Source organism: Devosia sp. LC5, assembly GCF_000735585.1.
In the GTDB taxonomy this organism is placed as follows: Bacteria; Pseudomonadota; Alphaproteobacteria; order Rhizobiales; family Devosiaceae; genus Devosia.
Window position 1 is genome coordinate 26,990 of record NZ_JNNO01000006.1, and the last position, 14,554, is coordinate 41,543.

At 61.7% G+C, this 14,554-nt stretch carries 16 protein-coding genes and 1 tRNA gene; 10 read left to right on the top strand and 7 right to left on the bottom strand.

What is annotated here, in order from left to right; translation table 11 throughout:
- Nucleotides 1-79 precede the first annotated feature (79 nt).
- The 3 genes from FF80_RS04270 (at nucleotide 80) to FF80_RS04280 (ending at nucleotide 2,197) form a co-directional block, all read left to right on the top strand.
- Nucleotides 80-646, top strand: a complete 567-nt coding sequence (locus tag FF80_RS04270; RefSeq protein ID WP_035097860.1) for a fasciclin domain-containing protein — start codon at nucleotides 80-82, stop codon at nucleotides 644-646.
- Between the two features lie 168 nt (nucleotides 647-814).
- On the top strand, nucleotides 815-1,315 hold the full coding sequence (msrB, locus tag FF80_RS04275; RefSeq protein ID WP_035097862.1) for a peptide-methionine (R)-S-oxide reductase MsrB: 501 nt from the start codon (nucleotides 815-817) through the stop codon (nucleotides 1,313-1,315).
- 174 nt (nucleotides 1,316-1,489) lie between these two features.
- Nucleotides 1,490-2,197: a type 1 glutamine amidotransferase gene (locus tag FF80_RS04280; RefSeq protein ID WP_035097864.1), complete on the top strand. Its 708-nt coding sequence runs from the start codon at nucleotides 1,490-1,492 to the stop codon at nucleotides 2,195-2,197.
- A 6-nt stretch (nucleotides 2,198-2,203) separates the two neighbouring features.
- Here FF80_RS04280 and yihA read toward each other — a convergent pair whose 3' ends face one another.
- The 4 genes from yihA to rpmH form a co-directional block, all read right to left on the bottom strand.
- Complete coding sequence (gene yihA, locus FF80_RS04285) at nucleotides 2,204-2,848, bottom strand: ribosome biogenesis GTP-binding protein YihA/YsxC (RefSeq protein WP_035097866.1); 645 nt, start codon at nucleotides 2,846-2,848, stop codon at nucleotides 2,204-2,206.
- A gap of 73 nt (nucleotides 2,849-2,921) precedes the next feature.
- Nucleotides 2,922-4,751, bottom strand: coding sequence for a membrane protein insertase YidC (yidC, locus tag FF80_RS04290; RefSeq protein ID WP_035097868.1), 1,830 nt, complete (start codon nucleotides 4,749-4,751; stop codon nucleotides 2,922-2,924).
- Complete coding sequence (gene rnpA, locus FF80_RS04295) at nucleotides 4,748-5,146, bottom strand: ribonuclease P protein component (RefSeq protein WP_035098049.1); 399 nt, start codon at nucleotides 5,144-5,146, stop codon at nucleotides 4,748-4,750. The genes yidC and rnpA overlap by 4 nt, the downstream gene beginning before the upstream one ends.
- A 23-nt stretch (nucleotides 5,147-5,169) precedes the next feature.
- A complete protein-coding gene (gene rpmH, locus FF80_RS04300) occupies nucleotides 5,170-5,304 on the bottom strand; it encodes a 50S ribosomal protein L34 (protein ID WP_035097870.1) in 135 nt (44 codons plus the stop codon).
- A 230-nt stretch (nucleotides 5,305-5,534) separates the two neighbouring features.
- Here rpmH and FF80_RS04305 point away from each other — a divergent pair, with 230 nt between their 5' ends.
- The 4 genes from FF80_RS04305 to FF80_RS21810 all read left to right on the top strand — a co-directional run bounded on the left by FF80_RS04305 (nucleotide 5,535) and on the right by FF80_RS21810 (nucleotide 9,391).
- Complete coding sequence (locus FF80_RS04305; protein ID WP_035097872.1) at nucleotides 5,535-6,962, top strand: NAD(P)/FAD-dependent oxidoreductase; 1,428 nt, start codon at nucleotides 5,535-5,537, stop codon at nucleotides 6,960-6,962.
- 53 nt (nucleotides 6,963-7,015) lie between these two features.
- A complete protein-coding gene (locus tag FF80_RS04310) occupies nucleotides 7,016-8,443 on the top strand; it encodes a HAMP domain-containing sensor histidine kinase (protein ID WP_052153165.1) in 1,428 nt (475 codons plus the stop codon).
- A gap of 136 nt (nucleotides 8,444-8,579) precedes the next feature.
- Nucleotides 8,580-8,656 (top strand) — tRNA-Arg (locus FF80_RS04315).
- Between the two features lie 564 nt (nucleotides 8,657-9,220).
- Nucleotides 9,221-9,391 carry a hypothetical protein gene (locus FF80_RS21810; RefSeq protein WP_160172788.1) on the top strand — a complete coding sequence of 57 codons (171 nt, stop codon included), beginning with the start codon at nucleotides 9,221-9,223 and terminating at the stop codon, nucleotides 9,389-9,391.
- 582 nt (nucleotides 9,392-9,973) lie between these two features.
- On the opposite strand, the gene FF80_RS04325 is transcribed toward FF80_RS21810, so the two are convergent.
- Nucleotides 9,974-10,822, bottom strand: coding sequence for a hypothetical protein (locus tag FF80_RS04325; protein WP_035097876.1), 849 nt, complete (start codon nucleotides 10,820-10,822; stop codon nucleotides 9,974-9,976).
- Nucleotides 10,823-11,135: 313 nt separating this feature from the next.
- Between FF80_RS04325 and FF80_RS04330 the strand changes: the two genes are divergently transcribed.
- A complete protein-coding gene (locus tag FF80_RS04330; protein WP_052153166.1) occupies nucleotides 11,136-11,663 on the top strand; it encodes an NADH-quinone oxidoreductase subunit B in 528 nt (175 codons plus the stop codon).
- A gap of 44 nt (nucleotides 11,664-11,707) precedes the next feature.
- On the opposite strand, the gene FF80_RS04335 is transcribed toward FF80_RS04330, so the two are convergent.
- Nucleotides 11,708-12,325 (bottom strand): sugar O-acetyltransferase, encoded by a 618-nt coding sequence (locus FF80_RS04335; RefSeq protein ID WP_035097878.1) that lies wholly within the window; start codon nucleotides 12,323-12,325, stop codon nucleotides 11,708-11,710.
- Nucleotide 12,326: 1 nt separating this feature from the next.
- On the opposite strand from FF80_RS04335, the gene FF80_RS21595 reads away from it, so the two are divergent.
- Nucleotides 12,327-12,611, top strand: a complete 285-nt coding sequence (locus tag FF80_RS21595) for a hypothetical protein (RefSeq protein WP_152558260.1) — start codon at nucleotides 12,327-12,329, stop codon at nucleotides 12,609-12,611.
- Between the two features lie 432 nt (nucleotides 12,612-13,043).
- Complete coding sequence (locus FF80_RS04345; protein ID WP_152558261.1) at nucleotides 13,044-13,799, top strand: hypothetical protein; 756 nt, start codon at nucleotides 13,044-13,046, stop codon at nucleotides 13,797-13,799.
- 129 nt (nucleotides 13,800-13,928) lie between these two features.
- On the opposite strand, the gene FF80_RS04350 is transcribed toward FF80_RS04345, so the two are convergent.
- Nucleotides 13,929-14,453, bottom strand: a complete 525-nt coding sequence (locus FF80_RS04350; protein ID WP_035097884.1) for a DUF2867 domain-containing protein — start codon at nucleotides 14,451-14,453, stop codon at nucleotides 13,929-13,931.
- Between the last annotated feature and the right edge of the window lie 101 nt (nucleotides 14,454-14,554).

Here is a 14,554-nt window from a genome sequence, read left to right on the forward strand (position 1 = left end):
ACTTATTTTGGCGGGCTTCCGTACCTCCTCATGTCCCGGCCGACCAAGGGAACGAAAAATGAGGAAGGACCAAATCCAAATGAAACTCTCTCTCCGCGCTCTTTGCCTTGCCACCACGCTGTCCGTCGGCGTCCTTGCGGGCTCGCCCGCCTTCGCCCAGGACAATCCGATGGTTGGCGGCGCTGCCATGTTCGCCGATAAGAACATCATCGAAAATGCCATCAACTCGGCCGATCACACCACCCTGGTTGCCGCCGTCACCGCCGCCGGTCTGGTCGAGACCTTGTCCGGCCCTGGCCCGTTCACCGTGCTGGCACCCACCGATGCAGCCTTCGAAGCCCTGCCTGCCGGCACCGTCGAGACGCTGCTGAAGCCGGAAAACAAGGACACGCTGACCAAAATCCTGACCTGCCATGTGATCGCGGCCAAGGCGCTGTCCACCGATATCGTTTCGATGGTGGAAGCCGATGGCGGCAAGCATGTGGCTGACACGGTCGGCGGCTGCAAGCTGACGCTGGAAGCCAAGGACGGCAAGGTCACCGTGACCGACGAAAACGGCACCGTCGCCAATGTGACCATTGCCGACGTGATCCAGTCCAATGGCGTGATCCACGTCATCGACAAGGTGCTGACCCCCAAAATGTAACTTTGGGTGATGCCAATACGAATGGCATTCCAGAACGGCGCGGCTCGCGCGCCTTTCACCAAACCTTGACGTGCCAATACACCCTCCCGGGTTCTACAATGCTCGTCAACAGCCTCGCGCCGCTCCGCCAGCGGTACGGCGCGGGGCGCCCAATCAGGGACCAGAAAAATGGCTGTAGATCGTCGCAATCTCCTGCTCGGCGGCGGCGCTATCGCCGCCCTCTCCGCCATCGCGCTGTTCCGCCCGACGGGAACGTCCATAGCTGCCGAAGCCGACTTCCCCTTCAAGCTCAGCGATGAAGAATGGAAAACCAGGCTCTCCCCCGAAGCCTATGACGTGCTGCGCCACGAAGGCACCGAGCGCCCCTTTACCTCGCCCCTCAATGACGAGCACCGCGCCGGCACCTTCTCCTGCGCCGGGTGCGACCAGGCCCTGTTCGCTTCGGAAACCAAGTTCGACAGTGGCACTGGCTGGCCCAGCTTCTACACCTTCATCACCGGCGCTATCGGCTCGGTCACCGACAACAGCTTCGGCATGAGCCGCACCGCCGTCTTCTGCACCAATTGCGGCGGCCACCAGGGCCATGTCTTCAACGACGGCCCGGCCCCCACCGGCCTGCGCTATTGCATCAACGGCGTGGCGCTGAAGTTTACGCCGAAGGTGGCGTGAGGGGCACGACCACGTGGTTCGACAGGCTCACCATGAGGTCTACTATTAGATCGCGCACCAACCAGTGGACCTCATCCTGAGCTTGTCGAAGGACGAGGTCGTGGCGAGGTTGCTGTTGCGGCACCGCTCCCTTTTCCGCTATGCGGGAGCTAACCTCTCCCGGTGGCGCATCCCATGAAACTCACCATCATCCAGACCGGCGACGTGCCCCTGCCGCTGCGCGGTCAGTTCGGGCCCTATGCCAAGATGTTCGAGCGCATGTTCGATGCGACGGGACAGGGCTTTTCTCAAGAGGTGGTGGCTGTGTCCGATGGCGCGCCATTCCCCGAACTGGGTCCGGTGGAAGGCATCGTCATCACCGGCTCGGCTGCCGGGGTTTATGATGACCTGCCCTGGCTCGATCCGCTGCGCGATTTCATCCGACGCGCCTATGCGGCGCGCACACCCATGCTTGGGGTCTGCTTCGGCCACCAGATCATGGCCGATGCGCTGGGCGGGGACGTGCGCAAGTCCGACAAGGGCTGGGGGCTTGGCCGGCACACCTACGGGGTGACCAGCCGCCCCGCTTTCATGCGCGCGGCGCCATCGGCTTTATCGGTGGCCTGTTCGCATCAGGATCAGGTGATCGTGCCGCCCAAGGAGGCCGAGGTGATCCTGGCCTCCGACTTCACCCCCAATGCGGGCCTGGCCTATCGCAATGGCGCAGCGCTGAGTTTTCAGCCGCATCCCGAATTTGCCGACGATTATACCATCGCCCTGGCCGAACTCCGGCGTGGCAAGGCGCCCGATGCGCTGGTGGACAAGGCCGTGGCCTCGGTGGCAACGCCCTCGGACAGCAAGGATGTGGCAGGCTATATCGGGCAGTTTTTCGTGGGGCGGTAGAGCCCCTCAGCTCTCCAGCAACATCGCAATTTCCGTGCGCAGCTCGCGCAACCCATCGCCCTTGACGCTCGACGTCAGGATGACATGCGGATGCGCTGCCGGGCGCTTGGCGATGGCGGCTTTGGTGGCGGCGATGACCTTGTCCAGCTCCGGCTTGAGCGGCTTGTCGGCCTTGGTCAGCACCACCTGATAGCTGACAGCAGCGCCATCCAGCTCGTTCATCACGGTCAGGTCATTGTCCTTTGGACCGTGACGCCCGTCCACCAGCACATAGACGCGGCGCAGGGTGGCGCGGCCGGTCAGATATTGGTGGATCAGCTTGGTCCAGGCCCGCACCTTGTCTTCGGGCGCCTTGGCATAGCCATAGCCGGGCATGTCAACGATGCGCAGGTTCTCGCTCTGGCTCTCAAAGATATTGAGCTCCTGCGTGCGGCCGGGCGTGTTGGACGTGCGGGCGAGGCCGGACATGCCGACCAGCGCGTTGATCAGGCTCGACTTGCCCACATTGGAACGGCCGGCAAAAGCGATCTCGACCCGGTCCATCGGGGGCAGGTCGGCAATGCGCACACAGCCCTTGGTGAACAGGAAGGGCCGCGCGAACATCAGCCGGCCACGTTCGATCATATCGGGCGAATAGTCGATCTCGCTCATTTCGGTCTCACTCAAAAACACTGCCCGCCGGAGGCTTCCGGCGGGCAGTAGCATGGTTTGGCTCGTGTGACGATCAGGACTTGGTCGTCTCGGCCGGCTTGGGCTTGCGCTTGAAGCTGTCGATGATGTTGCCGAACAGGTTCACTTCGGCGCCATGGCGCTTCATGATGAACCATTGCTGGGTGACCGAGAGCGTATTGTTCCAGGCCCAGTAGATCACCAGACCCGCCGGGAACGTGCCCAGCATGAAGGTGAAGATCACCGGCATCCAGTTGAAGATCATCGCCTGGGTCGGATCGGGCGGCGGCGGATTGAGCTTCATCTGCACCCACATGGTAATGCCCATGATCACCGGCCAGATGCCCAGATGCAGGAAGCTGCCAATGATCGGCATGACGGTGGGGTCCCACGGGATCAGGCCGAACAGGGTGAAGATATTGGTCGGATCGGGCGCCGCCAGATCCTGAATCCAGCCAAAGAACGGCGCATGGCGCATTTCAAGGCTGATGAAGATGACGGTGTAGAGCGAGAAGAACACCGGAATCTGGATCAGGATGGGCCAGCAGCCCGAGAGCGGATTGATCTTTTCCTTGCGGTAAAGCTCCATCATCGCCTGCTGCTGGGCCGGGCGGTCTTCCTTGAACCGCTCCTGAATCGACTTCATCTCCGGCTGCACGCGGCGCATGGCGGCCATCGAGGCATAAGACCGGCTGGCGAGCGGGAAGAAGATCGCCTTGATGATGATGGTTACCGCCAGGATGGCGAGGCCGAAATTGCCGATAATGCCATTGAGGAAGGTCAGGAGCTTGAACATCGGCCAGGTCAGGAAATGGAACCAGCCCCAGTCGATCATCAGATCGATACGGTCAAAACCATATTGCTGCTGGTAGCTCGAAAGAACCGCTTCTTCCTTGGCACCGGCAAAGATGTAGCTCTCATTGCTGACGGTGGCGCCAGCGGCAACGACGATCGGCGTCGTCTCGACATAGCTCGACTGGTAGACATCGCGCGTGCCGGTCGGGTTGGACCAGGAGAAGCGCGCATTGAGCGGCGCACCCGGCTTGGCCAGAACCGCGGTGGCCCAATATTTGTCGGTGAAACCGAGCCAGCCCGAAGTCGCCGGCAGATCGATCATCTGATCTTTCTGCATATCGGAATACTTGCGGGCCACCAGATTGTTGGAGCCCAGCACGCCGGTGGGGCCCTCATGCTGGATGAAGAAATTGGCAACCTTGGGCGTGTCATGGCGAACAACGCGGGCATAGGGGAACAGGGCCACATCACCCGCGCCGGTATTTTCCACGCTCTGGGTGACGGTGAACAAGTAATGGGCATCGACCGCAAAGGTGCGGCGGAAAATCAGACCCGCGCCATTATCGAATTTAAGGGTAACCGGGCTGGCTTCGGTCAGCGTGCTATTGGCGCCATCCAGCGTCCACACCGAATTATTGTCGGGCACCGCGACATTGGCCGCGTTGGCCGGTATCCAGCCCTCTTCGATGTAATAGGCATGGGCAACGCCAGCCGGGGTCAACAGCGTAATGATCGGGGATTCGGGGTCAACCGTCTCGCGATAGAGCTTGAGCTCGAGATCGTCGAGCCGGGCGCCGGTCAGGTTGATCGAGCCTTCGAGATCGGCAGTGTTGATCTGGATGCGCTCGGTGGCGGCAATAGCCGTGGCGCGATCGGCAAAGGTCGGTGTGCCCGTGGCGGCCGGCACTACGGCGCCATCCGGTGTGGTGGTCGGGGTGGCGAGCGCGGCATCCTGCTGGGCTTGCTGGGCGGCCAGTTCCTGCGCCTGCTGGGCACGGTCCAGTTGCGGCTTGGCAACGAAGAATTGCCAGCCAAACAGCACGATCATGCTGAGCACGATGGCCAGGATTATGTTGCGATTGTCAGTCATTGTCTCGGTTTCCGTGGGCCGCCGCGGCCGGGAGAATGGCGCTGTTCACTCGATCTGGGTTCGTGCACACGCACGATCAAGGCACCCAGATCGGCAACCAGCTTGGCAAAGGGTTCACTCAGCGCTTCGGGGCGCCCGAGCAGGACATAGTCATGGCCGGGCACAAAGTCACGCGCGCATGCTGTCACAGCCGCGCGAAGCCGGCGTTTTATGCGATTTCGCTGGGGAGAATTGCCCGTCTTCTTGGTGACGGTAAAACCAATGCCCGCTTCGGGCGCATCGGTCGCGATAGCCTGTAGCCCAAACGCAGAACGCCCGGCGCGATTGCCCCGGGCGGCCCGTTGAAATTGGCTTCGCTTGGTCAGCCGGCGCAGCGCGCCTTCTGGCTGCTTCATGGCCGTCATCCGGCCAGAGCGCCTTAGGCCGAAAGCTTCTTGCGGCCGTCACGGCGGCGGCGGTTCAGGATGATACGGCCGTCCTTGGTGGCCATACGCGCACGGAAACCGTGACGACGGGCACGCACGAGCTTGGAGGGCTGGTATGTACGCTTCATGACATCAGACCGCGCGGGGCACGGTTCCTCTTGTTTGGTCGTTGCTTTCGCAAGAATATCGGACACTCATCATGCGCCAGGCGCCGACGGTGCGGGTTGGTGGGGTCTATAGGGAAAAGCTGGGGCCAAGTCAACGCGCCTGCGCTGCTTTCCCGCCTCTTGCTTGGCGGTTGTCTTCCCTGTCGGATCGCCGCATAAGTCTGCAACGAATTTCTTTTGCCCGGCAGTCTATGGCAGACCTCCAAAATCCCGACATCTGCATCATCGGTGCAGGCGCGCTCGGCATTGCCCTGGCCCTGCGCGCCAGGCGGCTGGGCGCCGGCGTCCTATTGATCAATCGCGGCGCCGAGGAAGCTGGCGATCCGGCCCAGGGGCGCCTCGTCGCGGCTACCTTCGCCGCCAGCGCCGCGCGCGCCCAGGCTATGCGCACCGCCGGAGTGCTGGGCCTGGCCCATGCCGAGCCCAAGCCCAATTTCAAGGCCATCGGCGAACATGCCAAAACCCTCGCCGCCAACACCGCCCCACGCGATGCCAAAGAACGGCTTATAGCGCTCGGCATCGATTACCGTACGGGCCAGCCCGTCTTCACTGGCCGGCAGACGCTCAAGCTCGGTGATGCGACCCTCCGCCCCCGTCATGTCATTCTGGCTACGGGCGCCAAGCCCATACTTCCGGCCATCCCGGGGCTTGATGAGATTGCCTATTTCACCCCCGATACCATCGCGGGCAACTCCCGCAAGCTCAGCCATCTGGTGGTGATCGGCGGCGATGCCGGCGCCATCGAGCTGGCGCAAGCCTATCACCGGCTCGGCGCCATGGTGACGCTCGTGCCCGGCGAAATTCTTCCCGGCTTCGACCGCGAACAGGTCGTCATCTTGCTGCGTCAGCTTGCTCAGGAGGGTCTCGAGATCGCCGAAGACGCCGTGGTCTCAGCGATTCTGCCGCGCCGCCAGGGCACCGGCGTCGAAATCACCCATGCCGATGGCACCACACATGGCCTTGATGCCTCCCATGTGCTGGTCGCCATGGGCCGACTGCCCGATCTGGCAGGGCTGGGGCTCGAGCGGGCCAAAGTGCGCTTCGACAAAGCGCGACCGCAGTTCCTCCAGCTCAACCCGGATGGACACACCACCAATACCCGTATCAGCGCCGTTGGCGGCGCGGCGGGGCAGAACCAGCCCCACGCCGCCCTGCGCTATGGCGCCATCATCATCGACCGCCTGTTCGGCACCGGCGCGAGCCGGCTGGACAGCAAGTCCATTCCCAGCTTCACCCAGACCGAGCCGGGCCTCGCCTCGATCGGGCTGATCGAAGGCGAGCGACCGCTGCCCGAGGGCACGCTGGTGCTGCGCGCCAGCTTTGCCGAAAACGACATGGCGCGGGCCCTGGGCCAGACCCATGGCGCGGCCAAGCTGCTCGCCAGCGGCAATGGCAAGATTTTGGGCGCGTCCATTATCGGACCGGGCGCGGGCGAAGTCATCGCCATGCTGGCTTTGGCCATGGAACGAGGCATGCCCGTAGGCGCCTTGGCCGAGCTGGTGCTGCCCCATCCCAGCCTTGCCGCCGTCCTGACCCAGTTGGGCGAGGCCTTCCTCGCCACCCGCCTGCCGGGCGCGTGGGAAAAACGCAGCCAGGCCCTGCGCAAATTGCTGGGTTGAGCAGCCCTGGCCGGGGGTTACAGCCCAGTCGTCCTTGCCTATAATGGTTTGCAATGACAGCCGAACGCAGTCTCAGGCCCCGCCGGTTCTCCGGCCTCTCGATCAAGCTCATCGCCACCATCATCGTGGTGATCTTGGCGGTCGAAGTGGTTGTTTATCTGCCCTCACTCGCCAATTTCCGCGCCAGCTGGCTCGATGATCGCCTGCGCGTCGGCGTCGTCGCCGCCCGCGTACTCGATGCGGTGCCCGATGTCATGGCCCTGCCGCGCGGCCTCACCGATCGCCTCCTCACCTCGGCCGGCGCCAATGCCATCGTCTATCGCCGCGAGGGCCAGAGTCAGCTGATCGAGCTGGCCAATCCTGTCACTCCCGGCGTGGTCGCCACCGCCGATATGCGCCATCGCGATATCATGACCCTGACCATGGGCGCCCTCGATACGCTCTTTGCCGGGCCCGGCCGTACGCTGCGTATTGTGGGGGAGGGGAACCTGGACGAAAGCCAGGTCGAACTGCTCATGCCCGAGCGGCCGCTACGGCAGGACATGCTCGAATATTCACGTAATATCGTGCTGATCTCGCTGGTCATCGCCGCGCTCACGGCGGTAACGCTCTATGTCTTGGTCAGCCGGCTCTTCATCGATCCGGTTTTGCGTCTCACCCAGAACATGCTGGCCTATCGGCAAGCCCCCGAGAACGCCAGTCTCATCATCGTGCCCTCCAACCGCCGCGACGAAATCGGGGTGGTCGAGCGCGAATTGGCGGCCATGGAAAGCGATATCTTTTCCATGCTGCGCCAGCGCCGCCATCTGGCCGATCTGGGCCTGGCCGTCGCCAAGATCAATCACGACCTGCGCAATACCCTGACCTCGGCGCAATTGCTGTCCGATCAAGTGGCAACGCTCGATGATCCCAAAGTCCAGCGCCTCGCTCCCCGTCTCGTGACCACGCTCGACAAAGCCATCGGCTTTGCCCAATCGGTACTCGACTATGGCCGCGAAATGGCCTCACCCCCGGTCATGGCGCCCGCCGGCATCAAGACGCTGGTCGAGGACGCCGCCTTTGACGCGAGGTTGGTTGGTCACCCCCATATCGGCTTCATCAATGGCGTGCCGGACGATCTGGTGCTCAACGTCGATGCCGGGCAGCTCGCCCGCGTACTGCTTAACCTGCTCAAGAATGCCCGCGAGGCGCTCGAAGCCGCCAATGCGGCTATTGCAGCGCCCGAAGTCACCGTTGCGGTCGAAACCGGCGCCGAGGAAATCACCATCTCGGTCAGTGACAATGGCCCGGGCCTACCGCCCCGGGCGCGCGACAATCTCTTCGTCGCCTTCGAAGGCTCGGCCCGCTCCGGCGGCACGGGGCTGGGTCTGGCCATTGCGCGCGAAATCACCGAGGCCCATGGCGGCAGGCTGGTCTTTGTCGATCAACCCCAGGGCACGCGCTTCGATATCGTGCTACCTGCGGTCTTGCGTACAGACTGATTTCCACAGTCTGGGCAAATTCTGCCAACCGCCCGCTTGCCAACGCCAAAGCAGCCATGTATGGGTTCGCTCGCTTCAGCAGGAAGCCGCCTCCGGGCCGCTTCGCTGATAGCTGCCGTAACCAAAAACGGCTTGCGCGCCCTTAGCTCAGCTGGATAGAGCACCAGACTACGAATCTGGGGGTCAGGAGTTCGAATCTCTTAGGGCGCGCCATTCTCCTAATTCACTGATATTACTTAGATATTTATTTATCTTTGAGATAAAGATGGGCACCAATAACCCAAGCCGCCTGTAAGAAAGCACCTAGCGATAGGGCATTGCTTATAAAGGGCAGGGTAGGGGCCGATTGCGGACTGACCGTTTTGGGGGGCCGACGCACAATAGCCGACATAGCTGGCCACTTCCGCCCGTCAACGCTGTCTTGATATCCAGTTCGCTCGAACACCCGCGGCGGCGCGAGGGCGACCGGGCGGAAACCTGGCATATGCTTTCGCTTCGCCGAAGCCCCAGTCGGGTTTCGGCGGCAACGCCCCATAGGGATGACCATAGTGAACCCGAGTCCTGCGCGGGCCGCTGCGGTCGCTTCCTCGTTGACGGCGCAGACACTCGGGCCGTTTGCCGACACCGCGTTTCATCCATTGCCTTGTCCGCTAGTGCAACCTGGCCTTGACCGAGGAGCAAGGAAGTCTTGCGGCCCGCCTGCTAGTCCCAAACCCTGAGATTATGGGGTGAGCAGTATCCTATGACAATGTCCATTATCTCGCGAACAAAGTCGTCGTGACCCGGACGTTCATCGCCATCTTCGAGTATCAAGCGGAGAAGGTCGTAGACCCGATCGGCGGGCACGCCGGCATCTCGATAACTCCTCAAAACTTCAATGGCATCGGACAGGGAAGAGTGCCGCTCGATGATCATCTGCAACTCGACGTCTATAGCTTTGTCGATTGACGTCACCTACTTCCGTCCAAACTGCCCAACCCTTCCCGCGCTATCGGTTGTCCTGCCTTGACTGCCGACATTGGCCGGTCACGGACAAGGCGATCCGGCCGCCGATAGGCGGCTCGAGACGCATCGTCAAGGCGATGTTGGTTGGGGGGCAGAGCAACAAGCGTCACCTTGTCGTCATGTACGAGGAGTTCCACAACTAGCATGGCTTAGCGCCGACGCTCTCGGGGTTCCTCGTTGGCTGGCGGCGGCGCCGGTGATTCAAGCCCGCTCGTGCCATGATAGGCACTCGCGATGATGGGGTGTCCGAGCACGCGGTCATGAGGCCGGCATCGTGGGAACTACGCCATTTGATCCGCCTCCCGCTGACCTTTGTAGTGTTGCCCCAGCATGAATTAAGGCGCTTCGCAGTAGCATGCGCGAGCTGTACCGCAACAACATCGGCTTCATTCAAGGTCCCGGAACGCCTGAGGCCGTTGCGGTCCGCCAAAGAGCTTGTCGCGACAAGAAGCTCGTAGCCGATCCCGCTGCTCCCCCGGATGGCCCATTGTCCTCGTCCAGCGTGGGAGGTCCCGAACGTGCCTCTCAATGGATGCGGCCCAGTTTTCCAATTTTCTTGCTTGGTGGCGCGCTGAGTGCCGTCAGCGCAACGAGTAGGCCAAGCGAGATCGGCCCGCTCGGTAGCAGTTCGGGACCGATCCCTAGGGCCATTGCGCTGCCCCACGACACCATCAGTGTCGCGATCAAGAGGGCGAGATACCTGAGGACGAAGCGGCCGGCCGCTGCAGGCGCTCGCAGCGACCAAAGGAGGGCCGCAGGAATCGACGTGAACAATACGCAGCTAAAAAGCCACATCGCGTAAAGCATCTGTTTTGGTGCGGGCGGCGTGTTACTTGCCAGCAGCTCGGCTGGCCAGCCGTAGAGGGTAGCAAAGACGGTGTGATAGACGGCATTTGGAGCCGCAATTGCAAGGGCCATGCAAAACAGTACCAGGCGATAGCCACCGCGGCGAGGCGCAACTGGCTCGCCTGCTTGATACGGCGGGCGGGCGTACAATACCAAGGCGCCGGCGGCAGCATGTAGCACGCAAAGCATAAGAACCACGTAGCTGGACGGGTCGATCCAAAGGCTTGCCGTCAAATAGAACATAGCCTGTGCGACATTGAATGACGCGATGAGTCCGAGCATCGCTCTTGTCGCTGAGGGACGCATGATCGTCAGGCTCAGAAGGACAATCGGGTAGGTCCATGCAATCGCGGACATCCCGTACCACATCATTCGAAGCCCCTGTTGAGCTTTGGCGATCGTATCGCCTGCCATGAGGGCATCGATGGTAAGCGGCGTTAGCAAAAATGTGTGGAGAGCCGCGATGATTGCGGACAAGACCGCTGCCGCCAATACCGACAGGGTGAAATTGGTGGTCGTATTATTCATTCGCCTCATCCTTGTCCGACTAGCTTACTCGAATATACGCATACGTATAATCGAAAACTAACGCCTCCGTGGACTTCAGTACAGATGCACGAGTGTCGCAGAACGCGGCTTGGCACGCTTTGTGTTGGCGCCAAACGACATGCAGGTCTCATTGCCGGTTGTGGCTACGACGAAGCTAGGCCGATCAGCCGGTAACTTCGCCTGGCGGGTAACGCTTGGGTTGACCCCTGCGAGCGACATATATACGGTTCCGTATATTGACTCGCAGTGCTCCGACACCGGAGCCGGGTGATCTTTAAATGGGACTTACACGATGAGCGTAGCGGGTGATCACGGCGCCATTTCGAATGCCGATCTAGCCACCTTCAACGACCAGTTGGCCGATCGCGGCTTTCTGGTCACAACGGCCCAGTCTCTGATTACCTGGGCGCGCACCGGCTCCATGATGTGGATGCAGTTTGGCCTTGCCTGTTGCGCGATCGAGGGACTGATGCAAGTTTCGGGGCCGCGCTATGATCTGGAGCGGTTCGGCTCGGCCCCGCGGGCCTCGCCCCGCCAGGCCGACGTCATGATCGTTGCCGGGACCCTGACCAACAAGATGGCTCCCGCCTTGCGCAAGGTCTACGACCAGATGCCCGAACCGCGCTACGTTATCTCGATGGGATCCTGCGCCAATGGCGGCGGTTACTATCACTATGCCTATTCGGTCGTGCGTGGGTGCGATCGAATAGTGCCGGTCGACATCTACGTGCCGGGATGCCCGCCAACGGCGGAAGCGCTGCTCTATGGCGTATTGCTGCTTCAGAAGAAAATTCGTCGCTCCGGTACGATTGAGCGCTGAAGCAGCGGGTCTTCGGGCGGGCCTGGTCGAAGTTCGGAGCCCGATCATCCCACAGTGCTGGGCCGCACCCGATCGGTGACTACTTCCCGGATAACCCGGCACGGATTGCCTGCTGCCAGGACACCGGACGCTACATCCCTGGTGACGACGCTGCCTGCTCCGATCGTGGTACCGTCCCCTATCGTCACGCCGCCCAGGATAATGGCGCCGGCGCCGATCCAGCACTGCCTGCCGATGGTGATTGGCTTGTTGACGCAATGGCTGCCAACGGGAATGCCTGTCTCCGGGTCGAGTTTGATTCTTTCGGACGGATCGAGTGGATGTCCGGCGGTGAGGAACTGGGCGCGCGGGCCAATCACCGTATTGCTGCCGACACGGATGTCTGCGCCATCAAGGAAGACGCAGTCGAAGTTAACGAACACCCGCTCACCGAAATAGATGTGCTTGCCGTATTCCCAGACGACGGGTGACAGGATCATGCCCGTGCCAAAACTCCCCAACATATCCTTCAGCATCGCCTGGCGCTGCTCGGCCTCGCGCATGGGCGTGGCATTATAAGCGTCGCGCTTGGCCCGAGCGTCGATCTGCAGGCCGATCAGGTACGGGTTGGGCATGCCATAAGATTTGCCCGCCCGCATGTTTTCATATGCCGATGTATCCATCATGTTTCCCTACCGCCTAGCATCGCGGAGCTCGATCCTCGTTGCGGCGCTGTTTGGACAAAGTCGTCGCCTGCATCCGGGTGACGGCGGCTACTGGATGAGCCCCGAAATCAACCCGAGGGTCCCTGCCAGACCCAGTAAAGAGACGCCCGGAAATCTGGGTCCGACCATCGCAGTCAGTGCGATCGCCCCCAGCATGGGTATCGAGGCAGTCCAGATGGCGGTCGCCTGCGGCAAAAATCTGAACGCAGCGGCGATCCAGATCGCTCCGGTGATGAACCAGTAGGCGCCGACAAGTATCCAGGCGGCCCGGACCAGCCCGCGCCGCTCACCAACCAGGCCCGCGGAGGCCTCCTGTAGGCCTGTCAGATGATATCCAGCCGTCACGAATAGAAGTACAGCTGCGGAAATAGAAAGGACAAGCGACATCGGAGGCCTCGGTTCCCGTGCACCAGAGTGAGTATACGGTACCGTATACATGGAGACCAACTTGGTCAACGCGGCTCTCTGTACAGCGCCGCATCGGTTTGCTAGTTTCAGATATACGGTACCGTATATAATAGTCCGGCACGTGAGTGCCTGGCGAGGCACGGATGGAGTCATCATGAACAATGCCGCGAAAAGTCCGCTTCTGGCTCGGGGCCGGGCCCAATGGGTGGCCGGAATCTTGGCCGCCATAATTGCGGCCCTTCACACCTTTGTGCTGACGACGCCAACGATGGCTGCCCTGATGGCCAGCAGCACTATCCCCGAAGCCCAGCAGGGGCTTCGGGTGATCTGGTATGCGATGTCAGCAATTGCCTGGACTTATCCGATCATGCTCCTAGTCCTGACTACCCCGCTGGCGCCCGTGTCGAGGCCGATGCTCGGTCTCATCGCGTTGTTCAATGTCACGCAAGCTCTGTTCCACATGGCGACGGGGCTATTGATCGACGCAGCCGGTCAGATGTTCCTTGCGCTTTGTCTGCTCCACGCAGCGGTGGGGGTATTGGCCTTACTGGCACGCCCGCCCCATCAGGCAGAAGCGCTGGCGCCGGCACCTCGTGGCAATCGGCTGGTGGTGTTTTGCATCGCGACCGGTTTCACGGCTCTGGTGGCGACCTACCATACCGTCATCGGGACCCTCCAGCTTTGGCCGGCCGAGCTGCTGGCGAGTGACATCACCTCCTCGCCCAGGCAACTGCTTTACGCAATGTGGCTGTTCAGCTGCGTGTTGTTCCTGTCGATCCCGTCGGCTCTGCTTTGGTCGCTGAGGGCGCCTGCAGCTGCCGGCCGCTTTGTGCTCATGTATATCGCGTTGCTGGCCGCGACCGTGATGGTGTCGTGGATCAGCACAAAGGCGCTGGGACTTAGCCCCGAATTGCTGCCGATCGGGCCACCGGTCGCCTTCGGCCTAATCATCGTGCTGACACTGCTCAGCGCGCCGTCTCGATTGGCCCCGAGCTTCAATAGCGAAGCCAGGCGAAGCGTGTGAAGGCGCTTCGGCTACTGATTTTTGCACCCGGCGAGCAGATACGCCCGGTAAACAGGTGCCGTAGCGCTTATCGCCCCAGCGGAACAACGTCTCGTGTTTCTGGTAACCCTCCGCTGGCTTGGGGCTGCCTCATTGGAGGAGCCGGCGTGGCTTTGCTGACACCAGCTGCCTCAACATTGCCGGCACGACGATACGGTGAAACGGCTTCACAAATGCCAGATAGGCCCGGCCGGCTGCGTTGTGAGTCTTTACCGCCGTCGATACGCAAACCTCCTGCCGCAGCGACAGCTGTTCCTTGATTTCTATCAGCACTCGGAAATCAAGATGGCGGTCATCGAGGCCCAGGACGACATGGTCGTCCGACTGCTCCAGGATTGGCAGCATACCGATACGCCTGACCGAGCCGGGCATCGGCTCCGTTCCGGTAATCAACCCGAAGGGCGCCACCAGCGCAGTTCTGACCGCCAGCATCCGCTTGACCCAACCTGGCGTCTGACCAAATACCCGCGTTGAAACGTCGATAACGCTCAACTTCTGGTCCGCTATAACCAGCGAGTAGGAGTCCCCGAAATCGGCGCCTGGCAGCAGCCCATCACGTTGGAGAAAGGGGCTTGCGGTCACTTCGGACCGCGGGGGTAGGTCGGTGGTGGTCATTGTTTATTCCTTGTCGAGTGAAAGGCATGACGGCGATTGCCGGGCTCCGGCGGGCCGAGTGGGTGCCCAACCGGGACGTCGCCGCCATCCTGAGAAGTGCT